The 22521-nt window shown below is 63.0% G+C and carries 20 protein-coding genes and 1 pseudogene; 8 read left to right on the top strand and 13 right to left on the bottom strand.

What is annotated here, in order from left to right; genetic code table 11:
* Positions 1-524 precede the first annotated feature (524 nt).
* Both IV500_RS03800 and IV500_RS03795 read left to right on the top strand, forming a co-directional pair.
* Complete coding sequence (locus IV500_RS03800) at positions 525-743, top strand: ATP-binding protein (protein ID WP_196395489.1); 219 nt, start codon at positions 525-527, stop codon at positions 741-743.
* Positions 744-1131: 388 nt separating this feature from the next.
* Positions 1132-1305 carry a hypothetical protein gene (locus IV500_RS03795; protein WP_196395488.1) on the top strand — a complete coding sequence of 58 codons (174 nt, stop codon included), beginning with the start codon at positions 1132-1134 and terminating at the stop codon, positions 1303-1305.
* A gap of 65 nt (positions 1306-1370) precedes the next feature.
* Here IV500_RS03795 and IV500_RS03790 read toward each other — a convergent pair whose 3' ends face one another.
* Positions 1371-4517, bottom strand: coding sequence for a DEAD/DEAH box helicase (locus IV500_RS03790; protein WP_281063978.1), 3147 nt, complete (start codon positions 4515-4517; stop codon positions 1371-1373).
* A gap of 137 nt (positions 4518-4654) precedes the next feature.
* Between IV500_RS03790 and IV500_RS03785 the strand changes: the two genes are divergently transcribed.
* The 5 genes and pseudogenes from IV500_RS03785 (at position 4655) to IV500_RS03765 (ending at position 10534) form a co-directional block, all read left to right on the top strand.
* Positions 4655-5638: a hypothetical protein gene (locus tag IV500_RS03785; RefSeq protein WP_196395487.1), complete on the top strand. Its 984-nt coding sequence runs from the start codon at positions 4655-4657 to the stop codon at positions 5636-5638.
* Positions 5610-6288, top strand: a pseudogene (locus IV500_RS03780) (lipoyl synthase). Before IV500_RS03785 ends, IV500_RS03780 begins: the two are co-directional and overlap by 29 nt.
* 34 nt (positions 6289-6322) lie before the next feature.
* Positions 6323-7141, top strand: coding sequence for a pyruvate, water dikinase regulatory protein (locus IV500_RS03775; protein ID WP_196395486.1), 819 nt, complete (start codon positions 6323-6325; stop codon positions 7139-7141).
* A 147-nt stretch (positions 7142-7288) separates the two neighbouring features.
* On the top strand, positions 7289-9697 hold the full coding sequence (gene ppsA, locus IV500_RS03770) for a phosphoenolpyruvate synthase (protein WP_196395485.1): 2409 nt from the start codon (positions 7289-7291) through the stop codon (positions 9695-9697).
* A 204-nt stretch (positions 9698-9901) separates the two neighbouring features.
* A complete protein-coding gene (locus tag IV500_RS03765; RefSeq protein WP_196395484.1) occupies positions 9902-10534 on the top strand; it encodes a hypothetical protein in 633 nt (210 codons plus the stop codon).
* A 27-nt stretch (positions 10535-10561) separates the two neighbouring features.
* Here the strand turns inward: IV500_RS03765 and IV500_RS22090 are convergent, their stop codons facing one another.
* Together IV500_RS22090 and IV500_RS03755 are read right to left on the bottom strand one after the other, a co-directional pair.
* Entirely contained in the window at positions 10562-10633 is a 72-nt protein-coding gene (locus IV500_RS22090; RefSeq protein WP_312875827.1) for a type II toxin-antitoxin system RelE family toxin, read from the bottom strand.
* 187 nt (positions 10634-10820) lie between these two features.
* A complete protein-coding gene (locus IV500_RS03755; RefSeq protein WP_196395483.1) occupies positions 10821-11087 on the bottom strand; it encodes a type II toxin-antitoxin system Phd/YefM family antitoxin in 267 nt (88 codons plus the stop codon).
* Between the two features lie 136 nt (positions 11088-11223).
* Here IV500_RS03755 and IV500_RS03750 point away from each other — a divergent pair, with 136 nt between their 5' ends.
* On the top strand, positions 11224-11604 hold the full coding sequence (locus IV500_RS03750) for a hypothetical protein (protein WP_196395574.1): 381 nt from the start codon (positions 11224-11226) through the stop codon (positions 11602-11604).
* On the opposite strand, the gene IV500_RS03745 is transcribed toward IV500_RS03750, so the two are convergent.
* The 10 genes from IV500_RS03745 to IV500_RS03700 all read right to left on the bottom strand — a co-directional run bounded on the left by IV500_RS03745 (position 11558) and on the right by IV500_RS03700 (position 22518).
* The gene (locus IV500_RS03745; protein WP_230854431.1) at positions 11558-12016 is read right to left on the bottom strand and encodes a GNAT family N-acetyltransferase; all 459 of its coding nucleotides are present in this window, start codon (positions 12014-12016) and stop codon (positions 11558-11560) included. The two genes, IV500_RS03750 and IV500_RS03745, sit on opposite strands and share 47 nt — an antisense overlap.
* Positions 12013-12309 (bottom strand): type II toxin-antitoxin system TacA family antitoxin, encoded by a 297-nt coding sequence (locus IV500_RS03740; RefSeq protein WP_196395482.1) that lies wholly within the window; start codon positions 12307-12309, stop codon positions 12013-12015. Before IV500_RS03740 ends, IV500_RS03745 begins: the two co-directional genes overlap by 4 nt.
* A gap of 140 nt (positions 12310-12449) precedes the next feature.
* A complete protein-coding gene (locus tag IV500_RS03735) occupies positions 12450-13535 on the bottom strand; it encodes an LLM class flavin-dependent oxidoreductase (protein ID WP_196395481.1) in 1086 nt (361 codons plus the stop codon).
* Positions 13536-14702: 1167 nt separating this feature from the next.
* The gene (locus IV500_RS03730) at positions 14703-15701 is read right to left on the bottom strand and encodes an alpha/beta fold hydrolase (protein WP_196395480.1); all 999 of its coding nucleotides are present in this window, start codon (positions 15699-15701) and stop codon (positions 14703-14705) included.
* Between the two features lie 12 nt (positions 15702-15713).
* Positions 15714-17498, bottom strand: a complete 1785-nt coding sequence (locus IV500_RS03725; protein WP_196395557.1) for an ATP-binding cassette domain-containing protein — start codon at positions 17496-17498, stop codon at positions 15714-15716.
* A gap of 56 nt (positions 17499-17554) precedes the next feature.
* Positions 17555-18442, bottom strand: coding sequence for an ABC transporter permease (locus IV500_RS03720; protein ID WP_196395479.1), 888 nt, complete (start codon positions 18440-18442; stop codon positions 17555-17557).
* Positions 18439-19395: an ABC transporter permease gene (locus IV500_RS03715; RefSeq protein ID WP_196395478.1), complete on the bottom strand. Its 957-nt coding sequence runs from the start codon at positions 19393-19395 to the stop codon at positions 18439-18441. Before IV500_RS03715 ends, IV500_RS03720 begins: the two co-directional genes overlap by 4 nt.
* On the bottom strand, positions 19392-21008 hold the full coding sequence (locus IV500_RS03710) for an ABC transporter substrate-binding protein (protein ID WP_196395477.1): 1617 nt from the start codon (positions 21006-21008) through the stop codon (positions 19392-19394). The genes IV500_RS03715 and IV500_RS03710 overlap by 4 nt, the downstream gene beginning before the upstream one ends.
* Before the next feature lie 41 nt (positions 21009-21049).
* Positions 21050-21562, bottom strand: coding sequence for a thioesterase family protein (locus tag IV500_RS03705; protein ID WP_312875818.1), 513 nt, complete (start codon positions 21560-21562; stop codon positions 21050-21052).
* On the bottom strand, positions 21559-22518 hold the full coding sequence (locus IV500_RS03700) for a 3-hydroxyacyl-CoA dehydrogenase NAD-binding domain-containing protein (RefSeq protein ID WP_196395476.1): 960 nt from the start codon (positions 22516-22518) through the stop codon (positions 21559-21561). The genes IV500_RS03705 and IV500_RS03700 overlap by 4 nt, the downstream gene beginning before the upstream one ends.
* Positions 22519-22521 lie beyond the last annotated feature (3 nt).

The raw sequence follows: 22521 nt of genomic DNA, 5'->3' as shown, positions 1-22521 counted from the left end.
AGATCTCGACCACGGAACCGACTTTGGCCGCGCTCAGTGGCGGCGGCGTCGTCGAACACTCCGGCGCGGACAGCTCAACCTATAGGCTTCCGGTCCAATGACGCTCGGGCGCACCTGATGCGCTTTGCGGGAATGTGACCCAGCGAAAAGGAGGGGCTCAAATGACGAGGCCGTGGGTCTCGTCGCGATCGATTGGTCTCAATGAGCTACGCCATCCACTTACACTCAAAGCCGCGAAGCGGGTTATCATTCAGCCCCATGTCTTCGATGACTTGGTTTTCTAGGTCAGTGTCGAAGCACTCAATGCCTCGTTCGGAACACCACCCTTTGATCTTGTCCACGTTGTTTTGTAATGCTGGATCGTACCGATCTTGTAACCCCATTCAGCTAGCAATCGGTCTGCCTGGGAAGCAACCTCGTCAATGTTCTGTCTCATAACTATTCCTCCAAATCGGTTTTGACATCCTGCCAAGACAAACTGCGGCGGAAAAGGAATGAGTTATGCGAAGTGAAACTAACTACTCGTGTCCTGGCGACGGGCCAGGACTTCTGAACTTCGCACAATTTTTTGCTTCACATTAGATGCCTTCCTCACCATCAGCATCGATGAGACAGCAGCGAACGACCTGTTCACCGTCCTGGTCAACCGCGACCAACGCCTGCCAACCATGATCGCCAGCCAATCCGGACCAGGCTACTGGATCGAGAGCCTGCCGGAAAAAATGCTGCCGATTCAATCGTGAACCGACTCGCCACCTGGGACCGCAGGATAAACGTCGGCGTCATCGACATGCGCCGCCTGCACGCCCAAGAAGCCCGCGACGCCAAAGACCACTGGGAATAGCAACAACACCCCGGCGGAACACCACCACCCCGACCGGTGACGGTCACAACCGGGCACTGGCCAGAAACCCACGACGACGCTTTCTGGCCAGTACCGGGTCCCTGAAACCAGCGGTACCACCTACCCGGACTACCCGTACCATCACGCCGTATTTGCCAGCTGTCCGAGCCCGGTTCACGGTGCCGTAGGGAGGTTGACGAGGCTAACGGACGCGTATGTTCTCGGCTTCCCACTTACTGCCCAGACAGAGTCCCATTGGGCAACATATGGTTAGCCACCCGCCTAGAATGGTGGGCGAGCTCCTTGGTTTTTCCGCAAACCGGACACCGGCCCACGGCCGTCAGATCATCCACGACGACCTCTTTGGGTCGAGCGCGGCCGCCAAGGGCCCCTCGAATTCTTTCGATGCCTATCCCGGACAGCGCACAGTCGCCAAGGTCGTTCCCCTGGTGTTGCGGTAGCACATTTGCGAGTTTCTTCTCGTCGAAGTCCGCGCCACAAATGGGACACGTGAAAGTTGTATGGGTCATTGGGCCACCGCACTCGCCGATACAAACACGTCCGCAGGCATCGGCCGCTGCAGCTTCCAGGTGATGGCGATTGGCTTTGATCCCGAGTGCTGCACATAGTCGACCTGCCCGAGGCAGGTGTACGGCATGGTCATGCCAGTGTCGTCGTTTTCGCGGGCCCGGGTAAAGAACAGGATCTGGGAACCGAATGCCTTGTGGTCCAGGTACCGCTGCCCAACAGGACTTTCGGGCGAGGTGGAGTTCTGTGATTCCCAGTGGAACAGGTCCTCACTGAGCGCGTAGTCCTTGTACATGATGGACGCGGCGCGGTCCTTGACGTCCTTCTCCAGGGTCACGAAGAACGCGTCCGTCTTGGTCTCCGCGCTCCAGGCAACGCCCTCGCGGTGCCGGGCTTTCCGGCCATGCACGGACAAAAATCCGAGGGCTGCGAGGATCTCTTCACGGCGATAGGTGGCGTGGGAGTAGAGCGGAATGTGTTGAAGTCCATGCCCCAAGCCCTTGGGCGCATACCGCGAGCGCTTGAGACCCAGCGCTGCCAGCTGCTGGATTTCGGCGCAGGCATGCGGGAACTGGCGAAGATAATCAATGCCTTCGTCGTAGGAGGTGAAGCCGCCGGCTTCGGGCCAGAGCGCGAAGAAGAGCATCCGGGCAAAGGTCTGTTCGCGCAGTCCAAGGTCGTCGTAGCGTTGAGCGCCGGGCGAGGTGAGCCGGGTATAAGCATCGGCCCGTTCGGGATCGTCAATACAGAGCAATTGGGTCATGCGCTTGAGAACAAGAAGTTCTTCGGCAATGGAACGTTCGGGCCCAGCCGCAACCGGTACCGGACGGTCGATGTAGGCAAGCTGATCGCCACTGGCCATCCGGCCGTCCTCGAGCAGACCGGCGTCGCGCAACAGCGCGGTCCAGGAATCGCCGGTCTTCCTGTACACGTCCTGCAGCGAATTGCCCGATTCGCGCAGGAAGTCTTCGAGCAGCAGTTCGGCATGCGAGCGCACGTCGGTAACGAGCTGGGCCCGGTTGAACCTCAGCTGGGCTTTGATATTCGCCAGCACTATCTGTTGAGCCACCCGGTCCAGCACAATTTGCGAGCCGGACGGCAGGAACGGGAATTCGTCGATGACGGCTTTTTCCAAGGCCTTCCTGCTGAGCCCGGTCAAGGCGCGGTACTTGGCGTCGAAGCGGAACTCACGGCGCTGCTGGCCGATGTAGTCGAGCACGGTAAGCACAGACTTGTCCTTGGCCCGGCGCAACCCGCGGCCCAGCTGCTGCAGGAAGACGGTGGCACTTTGGGTAGGCCGCAGCAGCATGATCGTATCCACCTCGGGCAGATCGAGACCTTCGTTGAAGAGGTCGACGGCGAAGATCACGTTCAGTTCGCGGCTCCTGAGCCGCGACAGCGCGGCCGCACGTTCGTCGTCGGGCGTCTGCCCGGACACGGCGACGGCAGCGATACCGGCGGCGTTGAAGACCTCGGCCATGTAGTGCGTGTGCTGCACGGACACGCAGAAACCGAGCGCACGCATGCCATCGGTGCTGGTGACCTTGTCGCGGAGCTCTTTGATGACCTTGGCCGCGCGGGCATCATTGCCGGTGTAGAGCCGGTCCAGCTGCCCGGTGTCATAGTTGCCGCGCTTCCACTCCACCTGGCTCAGGTCGACGTCGTCGGCCACCCCAAAATAGTGGAACGGGACCAGCAGATCCGCCTCCAGCGCATCCCACAGGCGCAGCTCGCTGGCGGTCCGGCCGCTGAAGAACTGGTCCGCGACGTTGATCCCGTCGCCGCGCTCCGGAGTGGCCGTCAGACCGAGCAGTTCCTGTGGCTGCAGGTGCTCCAGAATGGCCCGGTAGGTGGGCGCCTGCGCATGGTGGAATTCGTCAATCACGACGACGTCGAACTGGCCCGGTTCGATGGTCCCGATCCCGAGGGCAGCCAGGGACTGCACGCTGGCGAAGACGTGCTTCCAATCCTTGGGCTTGTGCTCACCAACGTAGAGCTCACCGAATGAGCCACTCTGTAGGACGTTCCGGTAGGTGGCCAGGGATTGCTTGAGGATCTCCTGCCGATGCGCGACGAAGAGCAGCGTCAGGTCCCGGCCGGCTGCTGCGCACAGCCGCTGGTAATCCAGTGCGGCGACAACTGTCTTGCCGGTGCCGGTCGCGGCGACTAGCAGATTGCGGTGCCGGCCGTGGATTGCGCGCGCCGATTCAAGGTCCTCGAGCATCTCCTGCTGATGAAGGTAAGGCTGCACCTCCAGACCCGTGAAAGTGTCCGGCCGGCTGGCTGCTCGGCCGCCGTTGCGGGCGAGCGCGGCGTCCAGCTTGTCGCCGTCGTTCCCCGGATCGTAGGGCTGAAAGGCCCGCTGCTCCCAATAGCTGTCAAAGGTGATTTCAAATTTCTGCAGCAATCGCGCCGTGCCCACCGAGGACAGCCGGACGTTCCATTCGAGGCCGTCCAGCATGGCCGCGGCGCTGAGGTTTGAACTGCCCACGTAGGCCGTATCGAAACCGGTGCTGCGGCGGAAGAGCCATGCCTTGGCGTGCAGGCGCGTGGCGTGGGTTTCATAGTTGATCCTGACCTCGGCGCCGTACTTGGTCACCAGATCATCGATGGCCCGGCGTTCAGTGGCACCCATATAGGTGCTGGTCAGAACCCGAAGGCGGATGCCCCTCCCCCGCAGCTCCTCCAGTGCCGGTTCCAGCAAACGAAGCCCTGTCCAGCGGATGAAGGCGCAGAGCAGATCAACCCGGCTGGCCGACGCCATTTCGGCGCGGATCTCCGCGGCGAGGTTCGGATCATCCTTGCCGTTGGTGAGCAGGGCGGCGTCGCTGAGCCTGGTGGTGGGGCGGCGGAGATTACGGCGACGCAGGCCCGCCGGAGCGGCGAGGGATCTCAGTTCCTGCGGACCCGGGTGGATGGTGTCCGGATGCTGCAGCGCCTGCAGGAGATTGTTTGCCAGGGCGACCCTGTGTTCCGGTTTCGCTTGTGCAAGCGCGACCCGTGCCAGTTCGCTGACGTGGCGTGCCAGGACCTCCGGGGAGGTGTCGTCGTCGACCTTTTCGAATGTGGAAGTGAGATCCGGCTGGGCGGCCAACCGAGCAGCCAGACCGTCGGTGTGAAGCGACTCGTAGAGGCCCTGCACCAGCGGATCAGCGATTCGGTCCTCGTTTGTTCCCCCAACGAAAGTGTTCACTTGGCCAGGCTAATGGAGAACGACGATGTGGAAGCGTGACGACGCGAAGGCAAGAGCAGTTTGCGGCTTGTTTCCTTTAGACTCGCCACATGCCAGTTTCCGTTGATGAAGTATTCGGCGATGCCTCGCTTAGGCCCGCAGGATGTGTCCACTGGGGTGAGCGCGTGCCCGAAGATCGCCCGGGAGTCTACGTGGTCTCGACAACGTCCGACATTCATTCCACGGCCAGTGGCATCCCGCAATTGCCCTTTGACAATCAGGCTTACGAAGACCTCGTGAAGATATGCGGTGACTTTTCAATAGATGCTCAGGCCGCCACCGCACTTGCATTTGAGGCGCGTCTTCAACAATTCTGGCTGGCCGACGAGCCGGTTCTGTACATTGGGCTCGCGGGAACGTCTCTGTCAAAGCGCATCCAGCAGTACCACTCGACACTTATCGGCGCGAGGTCTCCGCACAGTGGCGGGTGGTGGCTCAAGGCGCTTCGGGCCCTGCCGTCCCTATTCGTCCACTACGCTCCGGCCGATGGCGATGTCCACGCCATTGAGGCCAAGATGATCCGTGGTTTTGCTGATCGTCTTCCTGGCGAGCTAAAAACCGGACTTTATGATCCCTACCGTGTGGCTCCATTCGCAAACGTCCACGTGCCAGGACTCGGGGACAAGCACCACGGGTTTCGAAACCACAAGCTTAGGAAGGGCCCGAATTCGCCCGCCATCGCCGGACCTTTAGATCCTGGCTCCCCCGTCGAAAAATCTGTGAAGTCGCTTGCAGCGCCCGTAATTCCTCCCCCTTCCGGACATAGCGGCAGCGTTCCTTCCCAGCCCATAACCGAGAAGGACCGCTCGAGGAGCTTCCTTCGGATACCAGCGGGTTCCAAGTACTTGTTTCCGCCAGAGCCCAGCATGCTACTGGTAACCGTCCATAATCTATCCCGAACAGTTTCGTGGAACCCAAAAGGGAGTCGTTCCGGACTTCTTGGTCTCGGAGTTGCCACGATGCGCCAGCTGGGTACGACCGATATGCCCGTGCATATCGAATCCGATGGCACCGGTTACCGCATCATCGGGTAACGACCGACACGGGTGCTGGCCCCGACGGCAGAAGGCCTCGTTGCCGCCGTCGCCAGCATTCCAGCGCCAGCTCCAGAACCTGGTCAAGGGCCAGGGCCTGCACACTGTATGAGAGGAGGCCAGCTGCATCTTTGAGTGATGGGAGGACCGGGAGGCGACGTTCCTCATCGGCGGATCCGAATGCCCCCGGCGACCTGGCCGATGAGGGCGTCTGGCCCTACGCCGAGCCGGTGTGCAAGATCCACGAGCTGAACCCGAACACGGGCGTCGAGTTGCTCATCCCTGACTTCTCCGGCAAGCCCGAGCATATCGCCGTGATCTACGATTCCGCCCCGGAGCTTTTCGCCCACAATGTGGAGACGGTGCCGGGATCTTCAAGCGCATCCGATCGGCCTTCCGCTATGCGCTCCCTGGGCATCATGTCCCGTCCGCTGGTGCGCTCCTCCTACCGGACCGGACGCCTCTGGGCCACCGCCATGCACAAAAAGGGCCGCGACATCCCCGAACACCTAGCCCACATCGCCGAAGGCATCGAGGACTCCGGGCACACCCGCCAAGAAACCGCCATGCTGCCGATACAGCCCATGCGACGGCCTGATCCGCATGGACCCCGCGAAGCTCCCCACCCCACCGGAACTCAACTCCACTGACGGCATCGCCGCGACATTGGGGGAGAATGCGTTCATGACTGATGAGATTCCCCGCCCGGTGTACTTCCTCTCGGACAGTACGGGCATCACCGCAGAAACGCTCGGCAACACCTTGCTGACGCAGTTCCCCTTCAACAATTTTGACCGCACGACGGTCCCCTTCATCATGACCGTCGAACAGGCGCAGGCAGTCGTGGACACCATCGATGAACTCGCCGCCCGCGGCCCGGCACCGATCGTCTTTTCCACCGCCGTCAACGGCGACATCCGCCGGACCCTGGCCCGATGCAAGGGAACGATGGTGGACCTTATCGGGACGAACGTCGGCCAACTGGAACGGGCCCTTGGCACCCCTGCCAGCGGCGAACCGGGCCGTGCGCATGGTCTGGGAAACGCCGCCCGCTATCAATCCCGGATGACTGCCGTCGAATACGCCATGGAACATGATGACGGTCAGAGTCTGCGGGCGTTGGAAAAGGCCCAGATCATTCTGGTGGCCCCTTCCCGCTGCGGCAAGACACCCACCACCATGTATCTGGCGCTGCAGCACGGCATCTTCGCCGCGAACTTCCCGCTCGTGGACGAGGATTTCGAACAGGAGGGGCTCCCGAAGCCATTACGGCCGCTTGTTGGGAAGTGCTTTGGCCTTACCTCCAATCCCCTCCGCCTGAGCCAGGTCCGCACCGAACGTCGTCGCGGCTCTCCGTACGCCTCGCTGCGCCAGTGCGGCTTTGAGCTGCGCAGCGCCGAACTTTTGTATGTCTCGCATGGGATTCCTTACCTGAATTCGGCCAGCGTGTCTGTGGAGGAAATGGCTGCCACCATCCTGCAGCGGATGCAGCTCAGACATTAGAGAAAAGTGTCACAAAAGGCGCGTGGCACACGTCACATGGAAAATTTGGGGGAAACCTGCCACGGTGGACGGGGACGCTTTCAACCCGTGCCCGCCGAACACCGAGGCAGCGCCGCACATGCCGCCGATTGCAAAGGAGCAATGACCATGACGACAGACATCCTGTGGTTCTCAGAACTCGGACTCAAGGACTTGGATCGGGTGGGCGGCAAGAACGCCTCTCTCGGTGAGATGGTAACGAACCTGACCTCGGCCGGCGTCCAGGTGCCGGATGGGTTCGCCACCACGGCGGACGCCTATCGCAGCTTCCTGGCCGACTCGGGCCTGGACCGGAGGATTGCCGACAGGCTGGTCGGCCTGGACACCGATGACGTGACTGCCTTGGCCGAGGCGGGCCAGGAAATTCGGACCCTGATGCGGCAGACGCCCTTCCGGCCGGAGTTTGAAGCCCAGATCCGCACCTCCTACCAGAAGTTGGTGGACAAGCACGGGGGCTCAACGGACCTTTCCTGGGCTGTCCGTTCCAGCGCGACGGCCGAAGACCTTCCCGATGCCTCCTTCGCCGGGCAGCAGGAAACCTTTTTGAACGTCCGGGGCATCGACAACATCCTGCTGGCCATCAAGGATGTGTTCGCGTCGCTCTACAACGACCGTGCCATCGCCTACCGGGTGCACCACAAATTCGAGCACGCCGAGGTCGCGCTGTCGGCCGGAGTCCAGCGCATGGTGCGTTCCGACGTCGGGGCATCCGGGGTCATGTTCACCATGGACACCGAATCCGGGTTCCAGGACGCCGTCTTCGTCACCTCCTCCTACGGCCTCGGCGAGGCCGTGGTCCAGGGCGCCGTCAACCCGGACGAGTTCTATGTATACAAACCCGCTCTCGAGGCGGGCGGACCCGCTATCCTCAAGCGCGGACTGGGCGAGAAGGCGCTGCAGATGACATACACGGCCAATCGTGACATCGGCCGCACCATTGATTTTGTGCCGGTCGAGGCTGCCCTGCGGAACCGCTTCAGCATCACGGACGACGACGTCGAACAGCTCGCGCGCCATGCCCTCGCCATCGAGCGTCATTACGGGCGTCCCATGGACATCGAATGGGGCAAAGACGGAATCGACGGTGGCCTCTACATTCTGCAGGCCCGCCCGGAGACCGTGCAGTCCCGTCGGCCCGCGGGCCGGCTCAGCCGCTTCCTCATGAACGAGACCGGCCGGGTGCTGTCCGAAGGCCGTGCCATTGGACAGCGCATTGGCGCCGGCCGCGTCCGCATCCTCACCGCCATCGACCAGATGGCGGGCTTCGAAACCGGTGACGTCCTCGTCGCGGACATGACCGACCCGGACTGGGAACCTATCATGAAGCGCGCGTCCGCCATCGTCACCAACCGGGGCGGACGCACCTGCCACGCGGCGATCATCGCCCGCGAACTGGGGATTCCCGCCGTCGTCGGCACCGGAGACGTCACGGACATCCTCTCCGACGGCACCGAGGTGACCGTCTCCTGCGCCGAAGGCGAGACCGGGCTGATCTACGAAGGACTTCTGGATTTCAGCGTCCAGGAAACCGAGGTCACCCAGCTGCCCGAGGCCCCGGTTAAGGTCATGATGAATGTTGGCACACCGGAGCAGGCGTTCGCTTTCGCGCAGCTGCCCAACCACGGTGTCGGCCTAGCCCGGCTGGAGTTCATCATCAACCGCCAGATCGGCATCCACCCCAAGGCCCTCCTCAACGTGGACGAACAACCGGCGGACGTGGCAGCGCAAATCCGGGAGCGGATTGCCGCTTACGACGGTCCACGCGACTACTACATCAAGCGCCTGGCCGAAGGGGTGGCAACCATCGCCGCCGCGTTCGCGCCGCAACCGGTGATTGTGCGCATGTCCGACTTCAAGTCCAACGAGTACGCCAACCTGCTTGGCGGACCAGCCTACGAGCCGCATGAAGAAAACCCGATGCTCGGCTTCCGCGGCGCTTCCCGCTACCTGGAGCCATCCTTCCGGGACTGCTTCGACCTGGAGTGCGAGGCTCTGTCCTTTGTGCGCAATGAGATGGGTCTGACCAACGTCAAGCTGATGATCCCCTTTGTGCGCACCCTGGACGAGGGCCGCGGCGTGATCGACCTGCTCGCGGAGAACGGACTGCGCCGCGGCGAAAACGGGCTGGAGGTCATCATGATGTGCGAGCTGCCCGCCAACGCACTGCTGGCCGATGAATTCCTGGACCACTTCGACGGGTTCTCCATCGGCTCCAACGATATGACCCAGCTGACCCTGGGTCTGGACCGCGATTCCGCCATAGTCGCCGGCAGCTTTGATGAACGCAACCCCGCCGTCAAGAAGCTGCTGAGCATGGCCATCACGGCCTGCAAGGCCCGGGGGAAATACGTGGGGATCTGCGGGCAGGGGCCCAGCGACCATGCGGACTTTGCTCAGTGGCTGGTTGGCGAAGGCATCGATTCCGTGTCGCTGAACCCGGACACCGTTGTGGACACTTGGCTGCGCCTCGCCAGTGCAGCAGCCGGCCCGCAGGAATCGGGCAGCATGATGTCTTAACCGCGTCCTCAAGGTCCTGCAGGTTGCGGAGGTGAGGACGATTTTAGAGTGGCGTGCGGTGGCCGGATGGTCGCCGGCAACGTTGTTCGAGAATCTGTCCAGCCTGTCAGGGCTGAATTCGTTCAGCCGCATTTCCGCACGAGCAGGTGCGATAACGCGCGGAGGCAAGAGCAGTATGCGGCTTGTTTCCTTTAGACTCGCCACATGCCAGTTTCCGTTGATGAAGTATTCGGCGATGCCTCGCTTAGGCCCGCAGGATGTGTCCACTGGGGTGAGCGCGTGCCCGAAGATCGCCCGGGAGTCTACGTGGTCTCGACAACGTCCGACATTCATTCCACGGCCAGTGGCATCCCGCAATTGCCCTTTGACAATCAGGCTTACGAAGACCTCGTGAAGATATGCGGTGACTTTTCAATAGATGCTCAGGCCGCCACCGCACTTGCATTTGAGGCGCGTCTTCAACAATTCTGGCTGGCCGACGAGCCGGTTCTGTACATTGGGCTCGCGGGAACGTCTCTGTCAAAGCGCATCCAGCAGTACCACTCGACACTTATCGGCGCGAGGTCTCCGCACAGTGGCGGGTGGTGGCTCAAGGCGCTTCGGGCCCTGCCGTCCCTATTCGTCCACTACGCTCCGGCCGATGGCGATGTCCACGCCATTGAGGCCAAGATGATCCGTGGTTTTGCTGATCGTCTTCCTGGCGAGCTAAAAACCGGACTTTATGATCCCTACCGTGTGGCTCCATTCGCAAACGTCCACGTGCCAGGACTCGGGGACAAGCACCACGGGTTTCGAAACCACAAGCTTAGGAAGGGCCCGAATTCGCCCGCCATCTGACGAGGCAGTCGAGCACGAGATTGACCTTTAAATCGACTGGTAAATCCCGCGTCGGTGGCCCACAGCAATGACCAGAACAACAAGCCGATCGTCATGAATTTCATAGACGACCCGGTAATCTCCGGTCCTGATACGCCAATCTCCCGTGTTCCCGGCGAGCTTTTTCGTCCCCGAGGGCGTGGCGTAACAGCGAGCAACTCGATCGCTGCTTGAATTCGCCGGCGAGACTCAGGAGGCAGCTTGCGCAATTGGCGTGCGGCTGCCGGTGCGATCTGCACGGCGTAAGTCATGTGAGGCCGAGTTCTGCCTTAACTTCCTCCCAAGGGATGGGGCCTTGGCCGCTTTCAGCCATCTCCGTCCGGGCTGCGTTTGCGGCTTTCAGATCGTCCAGATCCTCGGCAGCCTCAATTAGGTTGGCGAGGTCCTCTGCATCTATCAAAGCAGCGACCCGTCGGCCGTGGCGCAACAGGTAAACCGGTTCATGCTTGACCCGGGCTGTATCAACCGCTTCGGACAAGCGACTCCGTGCGTCCGTCACGCTCATCTCACTCATAAGCTAATACTAGCTTTTCACTGTACAGAACGTACATAACCCCGAAACCGCTGGCGCCCGCTCCGTAGCCTTCGGCTAAGAGTATGTCGGGATGAAACTGCTGAAGCTGCATTTTCCTTGCTGAGGGCGAAAAGCCATGGCGGCGGCGCTCAGCCTGGTGGTGGGGCGGCGGAGATCGGGCGGAGCGACCTGCCGCGCCGACACGTCCGGGGGAGAAGTCGTCGTCGACTGCTTCGAAGATGAACAGCAACTCCCGTCGTCAGGCCAGCCGCTCCGGTTACGCCGGCACCGGAACCAGCCTGACGCCGTCGTCCCTCAACGTCTGGACGAGCGGCACGGCAGGCACTTCATCCATGTGGACGAGGAGACGGACTGCCTGCCGCGGGTAGCCGCTATTCGGTATTCAGCGGCCTGGCAGGAAACCAGCGAACTCGGCGCGCAGAGCCTTCATGGGAATCATGAGCTGCAGGTCATCCAACGGGGAAGGATGTGCGTCCACGTAACGGTCGTGAAATGACCAGGTGGCGGCATCGCGAGCATGGATAAGCACAGCCATTCCCCCCGATGCTTTCGCGCACCAACACCGCGCGCTTCAATGCATCCTGAAGGAGTCCCGCCCCGAGCCCGGTGCCTTGATACCGCTTGTCCACTGCTAGCCGGGCCAGAAGAATGCAGGGTATATCCGAGGGGCCACCTTTAGTTATTGCCGGCGGAGCTCCCTGCTTTGCAACCGCCCCGACGGCTATCGCGTAGTAGCCGACCACGGACTTCCCGTCGCAGGCTACATAGGTGACTGCGCTGTTCGCGCGCTGATTCTGGAAGGCGTACCTGCGAAGCCACTCGTCCAGTTCCGCAGCCCCCCAAGCGAAGGCGTCACGGTTATCGGTGCGCAGCAGCTTCCGAGGCGCGTCAGGCGATGCGTGGCTCATTCTCCCTGGAACGGGCTTGGGCGGCGCGCCAGCTTGGCCAGTTTGGCGGTGGATGTCAAAGGAAGTTCCAGCAGCCGCTTGAACTCGGCCCATTGCGGCTCGTCTGCGACGAACCACAGGCGATCGGCCAGTATTCTCTCCGCCTCCACGCTGGCACTTTCCAAGATGAAATCCGTCATGGAGCGGTCTGTAGCTTCAGCGGCCCGGCGCAGCAGCTGTTCCTGGCGCGGCGTAGCCCTGACGTTGATGCGCTGGCTTCGTACGGGCTTGGGATGGAGGGAACTGGTACTCATCGCATTCTCCTTTGTATGTACAGTGTGTGCACATTGCGCTGATCCGTCAAGGTGTAGCAGGACGCGGCCGTCCTCGCGCGTTTCGGCGGATAGTTCGACCGCCATGATGCTGATATCGGGAACTAACGCAGGTCGCCGGGCTACCGGACAGGTCCGTGAGCCTCGCCGGCAGCCGACGCCGCCGCCGTCCAGCCGAGCGCCGGGGCAATGTACTTCGCGACGTTGGCCAGCAGCTTGGCGTTGTACGCCACGCCCAGCTGGTTCGGCACGGTCAGCAGCAGCGTATCGGCGGCCTGCACGGCCTCGTCGGCGGCCAGCTGTTCGGCCAGCACGTCCGGCTCGCCGATGTAGCTCTTGCCGAACCGGGACATGGCGCCGTCAAGCACCCCGACCTGGTCATGATTGTCCGCCGGCCCCTGCTGCCCAAAGTAGTAGCGGTCCTCGTCGTCGACCACGGGCAGCACGCTGCGGCTGACCGAGGTCAGAGGCCGGCGCCCATGGCCGGCACCAGCACCGTTCCAGGCCTGGTTCCAGGTCCCGTGGAACAGCCGCAGCTGCTCGGCCTGCAGCTGGTCGAACGGCACTCCGGTGTCCTCGGTGAGCAGGGTGGAACTCATCAGGTTCATCCCCTGCTCGGCTGCCCACACGGCGGTTGCGCGGGTTCCGGCGCCCCACCAGATCCGCTCCCCCAGCCCGGGCGACGACGGCTGGACCGGCAGCAGGGCGGCCGGACCACCGCCGTGGTAGCCCGTGCCCGCGCGGGCAATACCGCCACCGGTAAGGGCGTGCCGGAATTCTTCCGTGTGCCGGCGCGCCATATCCGCCGGCGTCTCATCCTGCAGCGGAACGTGGCCAAACGATGCCGGTCCATCAAGGGCGGGCTCGGGTGAACCGCGGCTAATGCCCAGCTGCAGCCGCCCGGCGCTGATCAGGTCAGTGGCAGCGGCTTCCTCCGCCATATACAGCGGATTCTCGTAGCGCATGTCAATCACGGCGGTGCCCATTTCGATCCGGCTGGTCTTCGCGGCGATCGCGGCCAGCAAGGGGAACGGAGAGGCCAGTTGCCGGGCAAAGTGATGCACCCGGAAGAAGGCGCCGTCGATGCCCAGTTCCTCCGCGGCCACGGCCAGATCGATGCTTTGCAGCAGCGCATCCGCGGCGGTGCGGGTGCCGGAGCCCTGGAGCGGACCCCAATGGCCAAAGGAGAGGAAACCTATTCGCTTCATATGCTGTCCAACCGCGCGCACATGGCTGGCATTCCGCCGGAGGTGACCGGGCCGCCGTCGGCCGTTGCCGACCACCAACGATGCCTTCCTGTCGAGGTTCGACACCGGTTTCACAAATGTGGGCCGCGCTGGCGGGCTTTCACCGGGTGGCGGAGCACGTGGGCAAACAACGTAATTCGTTCGACGAGCTTCGGGAGCTGGAAGACTCCTTGGGTTTCAATCAGGACTAGTTGTCGTCGTAGGCGTGGCCTCGAGAATCGCATAGGCTGAGCCGATGCAACCTGGGGCCACGCTCGTTCACGTGCTCGCGGCAGCCGCGCATTGACATGTCGACTATCTGGTGACGGCAAACTACAAAGATTTGAAGAATTTTCCGGATGACATGCTCTCCCTCACGGTAGAGCGGCGACCTGACGCGGTTTTAGCGGCAATCAAGAAGCAGTGCAGCTATTGGGCAACTCGGCCAGGATCCAAAACGCTACCGGCCGTTCTGGTTGATGCTAACGCACCGAATTTTGCCGGTTATGTCAAGGCTCAGCTGGCGGGCATGGCGCTCTCCGGTCACTACTGGAACCAATATCGACGGAATGCGCCCCGTCCTAGGCCCAAGAAGTGGCGCCGTGAACCGGTGTTCAACGCACTCTTACCGACGTAGACCGTCTAGCAAGCTACCCTCTGCGTCGTCCCAGGGTCCCGGGACTCCTCCGTTTCAGCGCACACTCTAATCCCGGCCATGCCCACGCGGCTGGAGGAAGCAACTCACCGCCCCCGAACAATCCGGGCCGGTGCCACTTCGTTGAGCTGAGGGTTCGTGCCCGGGAACCAGGCCTGAACGACGGCCCGATGTACGCGACCAACTCTGCACCGGAAAATGGTCAATCAGGGCACCCGCGGAAAGTCCGTTTAGCTCCGGCCGCCGGGCGGCCCGATGACCAGCAGGGTGCTCATGATGACAATTACGGCCCGCACAAAGACCCCGCGCGCACGGCTGGCATTCCGCCGGGAGCGGCCGGGCCGCCGTCGGTCGTCTCAAATAACGCGAGACGCACGCGACCAGCCAAAAATTCCTTCTTCGTGAACCGTCAGGTTCCCGGAGACCTTGGGCCGCTGGACGTGTAAACGATGCTCAGCTGGTGGTGGTCCGACGAACCAGCGCCGGCAGCCGACTCAGCTCCAGGCAGCCAGACCCAAGGAGCCCCCGGAGTCGAGTATCTCCTGGGCGCGGCCGGGGGCAGCCAGGATGGTGTTCCGGCCGTCATTGACCACCATTACACGGCCCAGCTGCGCCACATCGGCCAGGATCTGGTCCCAGTGCCGGTATTGCACGTCATGACCCTCGCCGTCGTAGATACGCTCCTCAATCACGTTCGGCAGCGCCGAACGCCACCTTTCCAGGTGAGCGAGCGGGACGGTGGAATCGGCACTTCCCCAATAGAGAAAGGCTGGTGCGTCGACAGCGCTCAGTGCGGGCAGGGCCACGGTGCGGTACAGGTCGAAAGCCTGTACCAGCCCGTCGGGTGAAACATCCCGGCCGCGGGCAAACAGGCCGCGGACGGCCTCCTCGACCACCGAATCATCAAAGCCAGGGATCCGGTGCACGGGGCTCTCCGCCGGGAATCTCCACCAGGCCACCGGATCCACGGCAACGGCTCCCGCGTCAAACTGTGCGCCGGACCCGTCCAGAGTCTCGGACAAGGCGCAGGCCAGATGCAGTGACCTCACCCGGCCAGGATGGGCAGCGGCAAGCTGGGCGGCGTAGGGTCCGCCGCCGGAAATAGCGATTACTGAGACCTTGTCAATGCCAAGACTGTCCAGCAGCGACCAGACGTCCGCCGAGTATTCGGCCAAACCGACCGCTGGATTGAACGGCGTCTGCCCCAGCCCGTTGCGTTCGACGGATATCACCCGTACCTGCAGCTGCTCGCGCAGGGAACGCGCGAACTCCAGCAGGCCAAAGGCGCGGACGGTGGTTCCGGCGCCGCCGAGGAACAGCAGCGGCTGCCACCCTGCCTCCCCCTCATCGATGAAGTTCACTTCCCGGCCGGAGGCGACTACCGCGCTCCGGACCCTGGGGCCCAGCGGGTCAAACCCCTGCTGATCGACCGTCGTCTCCCGTGCGTCCGGCTCCTGTGCCTCCGGCTCGCGTGCGTCCTGCATCGAACCCATGGACATCCCTCCTTAAAGCGTTGGTACGTTGGTGATGAGTTCACGGGTGTAATCGCTCTGCGGATGATCCAGCACATCGTCGGTGGGTCCCACATCGACGATCCTGCCCTTTTGCAGCACGGCCATCCGCTGGGAAATGTGCCGTGCCAGGGCAATATTGTGCGTCACGAAGAGCATCGCCATCCCGGTTTCGACCTGCAGGGTGCGGAGCAGGTCGATGATGGCTGCCTGAACGGAAACGTCCAAGGCAGAGGTCACCTCGTCGCAGACCAAGACCGAAGGGGCGTTAACCAACGCCCGGGCGATGGCGGCGCGTTGCCGCTCCCCGCCGCTGAGCTCACCGGGCCGTCGGTCGATGTATCCGGCACCGAGCTTTACCTGGTCCAGAACCTCCAGCACCTTGGCCCGCTGCTGGCGGCCGCTATCCTGGCCCGCCATCTGCAGGGGAACCGCCACGGATTCGCCGATGGTCCGGCGCGGGTTCAGCGACGAGAAGGGGCTCTGGAAAACATACTGGATCCGTTGGCGCTCGGTAATGCTCCGCTGCCGTGCCCCCGGCTGCAATTGTGTCCCGGAGAGACTGACGTTGCCCTGGTACCGGTCGTTGAGACCGGCCAGGCAACGGGCCAGAGTGGTCTTACCTGAGCCGGATTCTCCCAACAGCATCAGGGACTCACCGACGCCCAAGTGCAGATCGACGCCGTCGAGCACCTGCGCGGGACCGTAGTTAAGCCGGATGCCCGTGGCGTTGAGTAGGTTATCGGTAGCCGGAGCCGCATCATGTGGGACCGGTAGCGCATGGCGCCCTGCTCGTTCTCCCGCGCGCGTGCCGCTGACGGGCTCGCTGCCCGATGCTGGTCCCTGTGGAGCTCCCGGACCGGTGCCGGCGGCGTCGACGATCGGGTGAGCGGCGTCGACGATCGGTCCCGCGGCGGTGACGATCGGGTGGGCGCCGGTGACGGCGTTTACCTCGCCGATCCGGTGCCTGCCGGCCAAATCCGGAACCGCGCGGATCAGCCGGCGGGTATAGGCGTGCTGCGGGCTGTACAGCACCTGCTTCGCCGGTCCGTCCTCGACAACGTCGCCGCGCAGCATCACCGTGACGTCGTCGGCCAGTTCGGCCACAACGGCGAGGTCGTGAGTGATGTAGAGCGAGGCGACGGCATGCCGGCGGGTGAGCTCGCCGATGGTTTTCAGCACCATGGCCTGGGTCGTCACGTCCAGACCGGTGGTGGGTTCGTCCAGGATCATCACGGCGGGGCGGCAGGCGAAGGCCATGGCGATGCCGATCCGCTGCTGCTGGCCACCGGAGAGCTGGTGCGGGTAACGGCGCTGGTAGGCCTTGTCGTTGCGCAGCCCGACCTCGGCCAGCACCTCGGTAATCCGCCCGCGGCGGTCCCGCTCGGAGTCTTCGGGCCGGTGAATGCGCAGAACCTCCATGATCTGCTCGCCCACCCGCATCGCCGGATTAAGCGAGAGCGATGGGTCCTGGGGCACATAGGAGATGGACCCGCCGCGCAGTTTGCGCTGCCCGGCGTCGTTCAAGGACAGCACCTCCAGCACTTCCCCGTCCCGGTACAGCGCCACGGAGCCGCCGGTGTTCAGCAGCCCCGCACGGAAATGGCCCATACAGGCCAGACCCGCGGTGGTTTTGCCGGAACCGGATTCACCGACCAGGCCGCGGATCTTTCCGGCAACCAGATTGAAGGAGACGCCATGCAGGATCTCCTTGCCGGCGGTGGACGTGATTTTCAGCCCGTCCGCCCGCAGTGCAACGGTTCCGGGGCTGCCGAACATCTTCGCCCCGGCGCCGGCCGCGGTATCGGGCCGTGGATCGCTTTCGGTCAGTTCGCTCACTTGGTGTCCTTCACGTTCAGATGGGCCGAGGCACGGGCCAGGGAATCGGTGATCAGATTGGTCCCCACGGTCAACACGGCGATGGCAAGCACCGGCAGCACCACGCCCCAGGGCTGGATGATCAGCGCGATACGGTTTTCGTTGATCATCAGGCCCCAGTCGGCGGTCGGCGGCTGAAGGCCGAGCCCCAAAAAGGACAGCGACGCGATGGCGCCGATCGAATACGTCATGCGCAGGCCCAGCTCGACCATCAGCGGGCCGGTGATATTGGGCAGCACCTCACGCAGCAGGATCTTCCACCGCGGCACGGCGTACATTTGCGCCGCAGCCACATAATCCTCGGTGATCACGGCCAGCGTGGCGGAGCGTGCCACGCGGGCGATCCGCGGGGCGTGTGTGATCCCAATGACCACCACCAGGACCCAGCCCTGCGGACCCAGCACCGTGATGGCCAGCAGCGCGAAGACCAGCTGCGGAATGGCCAGCAGCACATCGTTGCCGCGCATAATGATCCCATCCAGCCAGCCGCCCTGGTACGCGGCGAGCATCCCGGCGGCGGCACCCAGGGCCATGCCCAGCAACGTGGCCAGCGCGGCGTAGATGACCAGCTGCAATCCGCCGTCGAGGAATCGGCTGAGGATGTCCCGGCCCAAATTGTCGGTGCCGAAGACGCCGTCGTGCTGGAAGGGCCGACCGACAAACTCGGTGCTGGTATAGCCGGTAATAAGCGTCATCAGCACCGGGCCCAGGAAGGCGACAAGGACGACGACGCCGGCCAGGACAACGCCGATCTTTCCCTGACGTTGGGCCAGCATACGCCGCAGCAACCCCGGTGGCGCCTTGGTTTCCTGGATGGTTTGCGTTTTGGTTTCGGTGCCGATCATCGTGACTCCTCCCTGCGCAGCTTTGGATTGGTCACGATGCCAACGACATCGGCCAGCAGATTCACCACAACGTAAACGCCGGCGATCAGCAGGGACAGCGCCTGCACGACCTGCACATCACGGTTGGTGACGGCGTCGACCATAGCCGCGCCGACCCCCGGATAGCGGAACAAAAATTCGACGACGACGATTCCGCCGGCCAGCCAGGCCAGCTGCATCGCGATCACCTGGGCTACCGTGCCCAAGGCGTGCGGGACGGCGTGGCGCATAATGACCTGCCGCTCCGGCACCCCTTTGAGCCTCGCCATTTCCACCCAGCCGGAATCCAGCACCTCGATCATGGTGGCACGCATCATCCGGACCATATACGGCGTGACCACCAGTACCAGCGTCAGGATCGGCAGCACGAGCTGACTGGGAACTTCCCACACCGGGTGCCCCGGTGCCGCCATGGTCACCGATGGCAGAATGGCGAAGACCGTGGTGGAGAAGAGCGTAATTAAGATGATGCCGACGACGAACTCCGGCAGTGCGGCCAACACCAGTGAAATGCCGGTAAACACGTGGTCCGTGGCCTTGCCGCGGCGCAGGGCGCTGTAGGTGCCCACCACCAGGCCCACGGGCACCGCAATGACGGCTGCGATAACCATCAGCACCAGCGAATTGCCGATCCTGGCCCCGATGACCTCGGTAACCGGAGCGCCGGCCGAGGTGGACGTGCCGAGATCCCCGACAAAAAGCCCGCCGAACCAGTGCAGATAACGCAGCCAGACGGGGTCGGTCAGACCCATCTGTTCACGAAGCGCTGCGAGGCGTTCAGGGGTGGCCTGCTGGCCGAGGATGGCGCGAGCCGGATCCCCGGGCAGCAGTAGGGTCGCCACGAAAACCAGGATGGAAACCAGGAACAGGATCAGGATGCTGATCAGCAGCCTGCGGCCAATAAGCCGCATCATGACTGAACTCCGCTCAGCCATGCGCGGCGGAATTCAAACCCGGATAGCGCCAGTCCGGTCTTATTGGGAATTAGACCGGCAACGTAGCGCTGGTAAGCGTCGGCCTGATTAGCGAATCCCCAGATAATATAGCCGCCTGAATCGTATTCGATTTGTTGGGCCTCCGCGATCAGCGCATTGCGCTTTTCCTCATCGACACTTGCCTTGGCTTCATTCACCAGCTTCTGGAACGGAGCGTTGTCCCAGTGCGTTTCGTTATACGGCGAGTCAGGGAGGGAACTGTTATTGACCTGCGGCAGGAAATTGCGGGTGTAATAAAAGTCCTGTGCAAAATCCCATTTCAGATAGTTCTCACCGAAGAATGTGGTGGTATCGACCCGCCGGATCCGGACGTTGATGCCGGCTTCGGCTGCCTGCTGCGCGAAGACCTGCGCGGCCTCCACGGCACCGGCCTGGATCGGGGCGGTGACCAGCTCGACGGCGAGCCCGTCCGGGTAGCCGGCCTCCGCCAGCAGCTTCTTCGCCTGGACAATGTCCTGCTTGCGCTGTGGCAGGTCCTTGGCGTAGCCCGGGTCAAACGGAGCATATAGATCGTTGCCGACCCGGCCATAGCCGCTGAGCACCTGCTGAATCATCTGCGGCCGGTCCACGACCAGCCGCATTGCCTGCCGTACCCGAACGTCGTCGAACGGCTGCCGGTCCACGCGCATCGTGAATGGCATCCACGACCCCGTTTCGGAGTTGAGCACGCTGATCCGCGGATCGGCGCTAACCACCTCGACCAGAGCCAACGGCAGCTGGCCGATGGCGTCAACCTGGCTTGAGAGCAGCGCGTTGACAAGCGCGTCATCGTCGTTGAAATTAAGGATCACCAGTTCATCGAGATACGGCTGCTCCGACCGCCAGTAGTGCTCATTTCGGCTGAAAACACTGCGCTGACCGGGCGTGAATGACTCGTACTTGAACGGACCGGTGCCTACCGGCTTTTTCGGATCGTAGCCGGTCGGGACAATGCCCATCGCATACTGGCCCAGGATGTCGTCAAAGATCGCCGAGGGCGTCTTAAGCCGGAATTCAACGGTATTCTCGTCCAGGATCCTGACCTCATCCAGAACCTTGGTCAGCGAAGCCGCTCCGCTCTTGGGACTGGATGGATCCACGATTCGCGCGAACGTGGACTTCACATCGGTGCCGGTGAGCGGGCTGCCGTTGTGAAAGAGCACGCCTTTGCGTAAGTGGGCGGTCCACACCATCGCATCCGCGGAAGGCTCCACCTTGGTGGCCAGGGCAGGGGTGAGATCGTAATTCTCGTCCCGGTACAGCAGCGGTTCGTACAGGTTAACCACGCGTGCAATATCGGTGGTGCTCACGGGAATGTGAGCATCCAGGGTGTCCGCGGAGCCGCCGCCGGCCAAACCCACGCGCAGCTGGCCGCCCCGTTGCGGGGGTCCGGTAGGTGCCGCGACTTTCGTCGTCGTCCCTCCCCCACACGCGGTCAGCAGTGCACCGACGCCCAGGGCCAGGCTACCGCCGAGCAGGCCGCGGCGGGACGGGACCGCCGTTTTTAATAGGCCGTCTATTGATAATCCGTTAGTAGTGTTTTCGGGTTCCATGAGCAAATACTCGCGTTCATCGTCTGGTCTTTCGCGGCCGGTTAGCGGTTGACGGTTCGCCCCACCCAGTCGGGAGGTTCCATCCCGGGTGCCAACGTGTAGTTAGCGATGATATCCCGTATCGCTTCGCCAAAGACGACGGTGCGGCCGGACTCCGTATTTACGTGCAGGGCCAGCAGTTCCTCGGTGGCAGCGGGAGGCCCGGCCTGTGCGTCGGCTGAGGCGCTCACTTCCGCGGACACGACCCGCATTTCGTGGGCCAGATGCAGTTTTTTGGGGCCGGACTCGACCAGAACCGTGGATACTTCCAATTCGTCGCCGAGGGAAGTTTCGGCCAGATACCGCACATGAGCTTCGACGGTATAGAGCGACGCCGCGGCGGTGTTCCGGTATTCGGCGTCCATGCCGAGCGTCACCATGACCTGATCGGTGGCGTAGCCAAAGACCAGGACGTAAAACGCCTCCGACATGTGCCCGTTATAGTCGATCCATTCCGGGGCGACCGTGCACCGGTACCGCGGCAGGGCTCCGCCGGTTAAGCCGGTACCCGTCACCGGCTATTGGTCCTGACCTGGGCGACAGCCTTCTGAATGGCAATAATCGCCGCATCGCGTTCAGCAATGAGCTCGTCAACGGACCGGGGCTCGGCTTCGTCAACGCCTGCCACCACGGCATTGCGGAGTTCGTCGGTCAGCTCGGGGGCGTCCAGCCGGGTCCAGGGAGACTTGAGCGATGGGCCGAAGTGATCGAGCATGTGTGCCATTCCGCCCTGGCCGCCGGCCAGATGGAAGGTCACCATCGGTCCCTGGATCGGCCAGCGCAGGCCCGGACCGTCGGTGATGGAGCGGTCGATCTGCTCAACGGTGGCCTCGCCCGCATTGATCATGTGCAGCGCTTCACGCCAGAGCGCCTCCTGCAGCCGGTTGGCAATGAATCCGGGCACCTCATGATCCATCGTGATCACGGATTTGCCGATAAAGTCGTACCAGCCCGACGCCCATTCGACGGCAGCGGCCGCGGTTGCCTCGCCGCCGACAACTTCGACCAGCGGAATCAGGTACGGAGGGTTAAAGGGATGGCCCACCACCAAACGTGCGGGGGTGGCCGCAGCGGTGGCCATCTCCGTCATCGCATATCCGGATGTCGAGGAGGCAATGACGACGTCCTCTGCGGTGACGGCGTCAATATCGGCCAGCAGCTTGCGCTTGAGTTCCAGATCCTCGGGGGCGCTCTCCTGGACGAAGCCAACACCGGCCACGGCCTCCGCCAAATCCGTAGACACGCTGAAATTGTTCTTATCCGCTCCGGGAGCAAGTCCCAATTCGGTCAGCGCGGGCCAGGCGGCATCGACCAGGGCCCGGAGCCGGGCCTCGGCACCGGGCGCCGGATCCCAGGCCTGGACCCGGAAGCCGCGGGCTAGGAAATAGGCGGCCCAGCCGGCGCCGATGGTGCCCACACTGATGCAGGCGACCGTAGTAATGCTCTCAAATGGCTTGTAGCTCGTTGTCATGGC

Origin of the sequence: Arthrobacter terrae, assembly GCF_015708085.1 — a bacterium.
In the GTDB taxonomy this organism is placed as follows: Bacteria; Actinomycetota; Actinomycetes; order Actinomycetales; family Micrococcaceae; genus Arthrobacter_M; species Arthrobacter_M terrae.
Note: the sequence above shows the minus strand (reverse complement) of the source record. Positions and strands in the feature narration are given on the sequence as shown.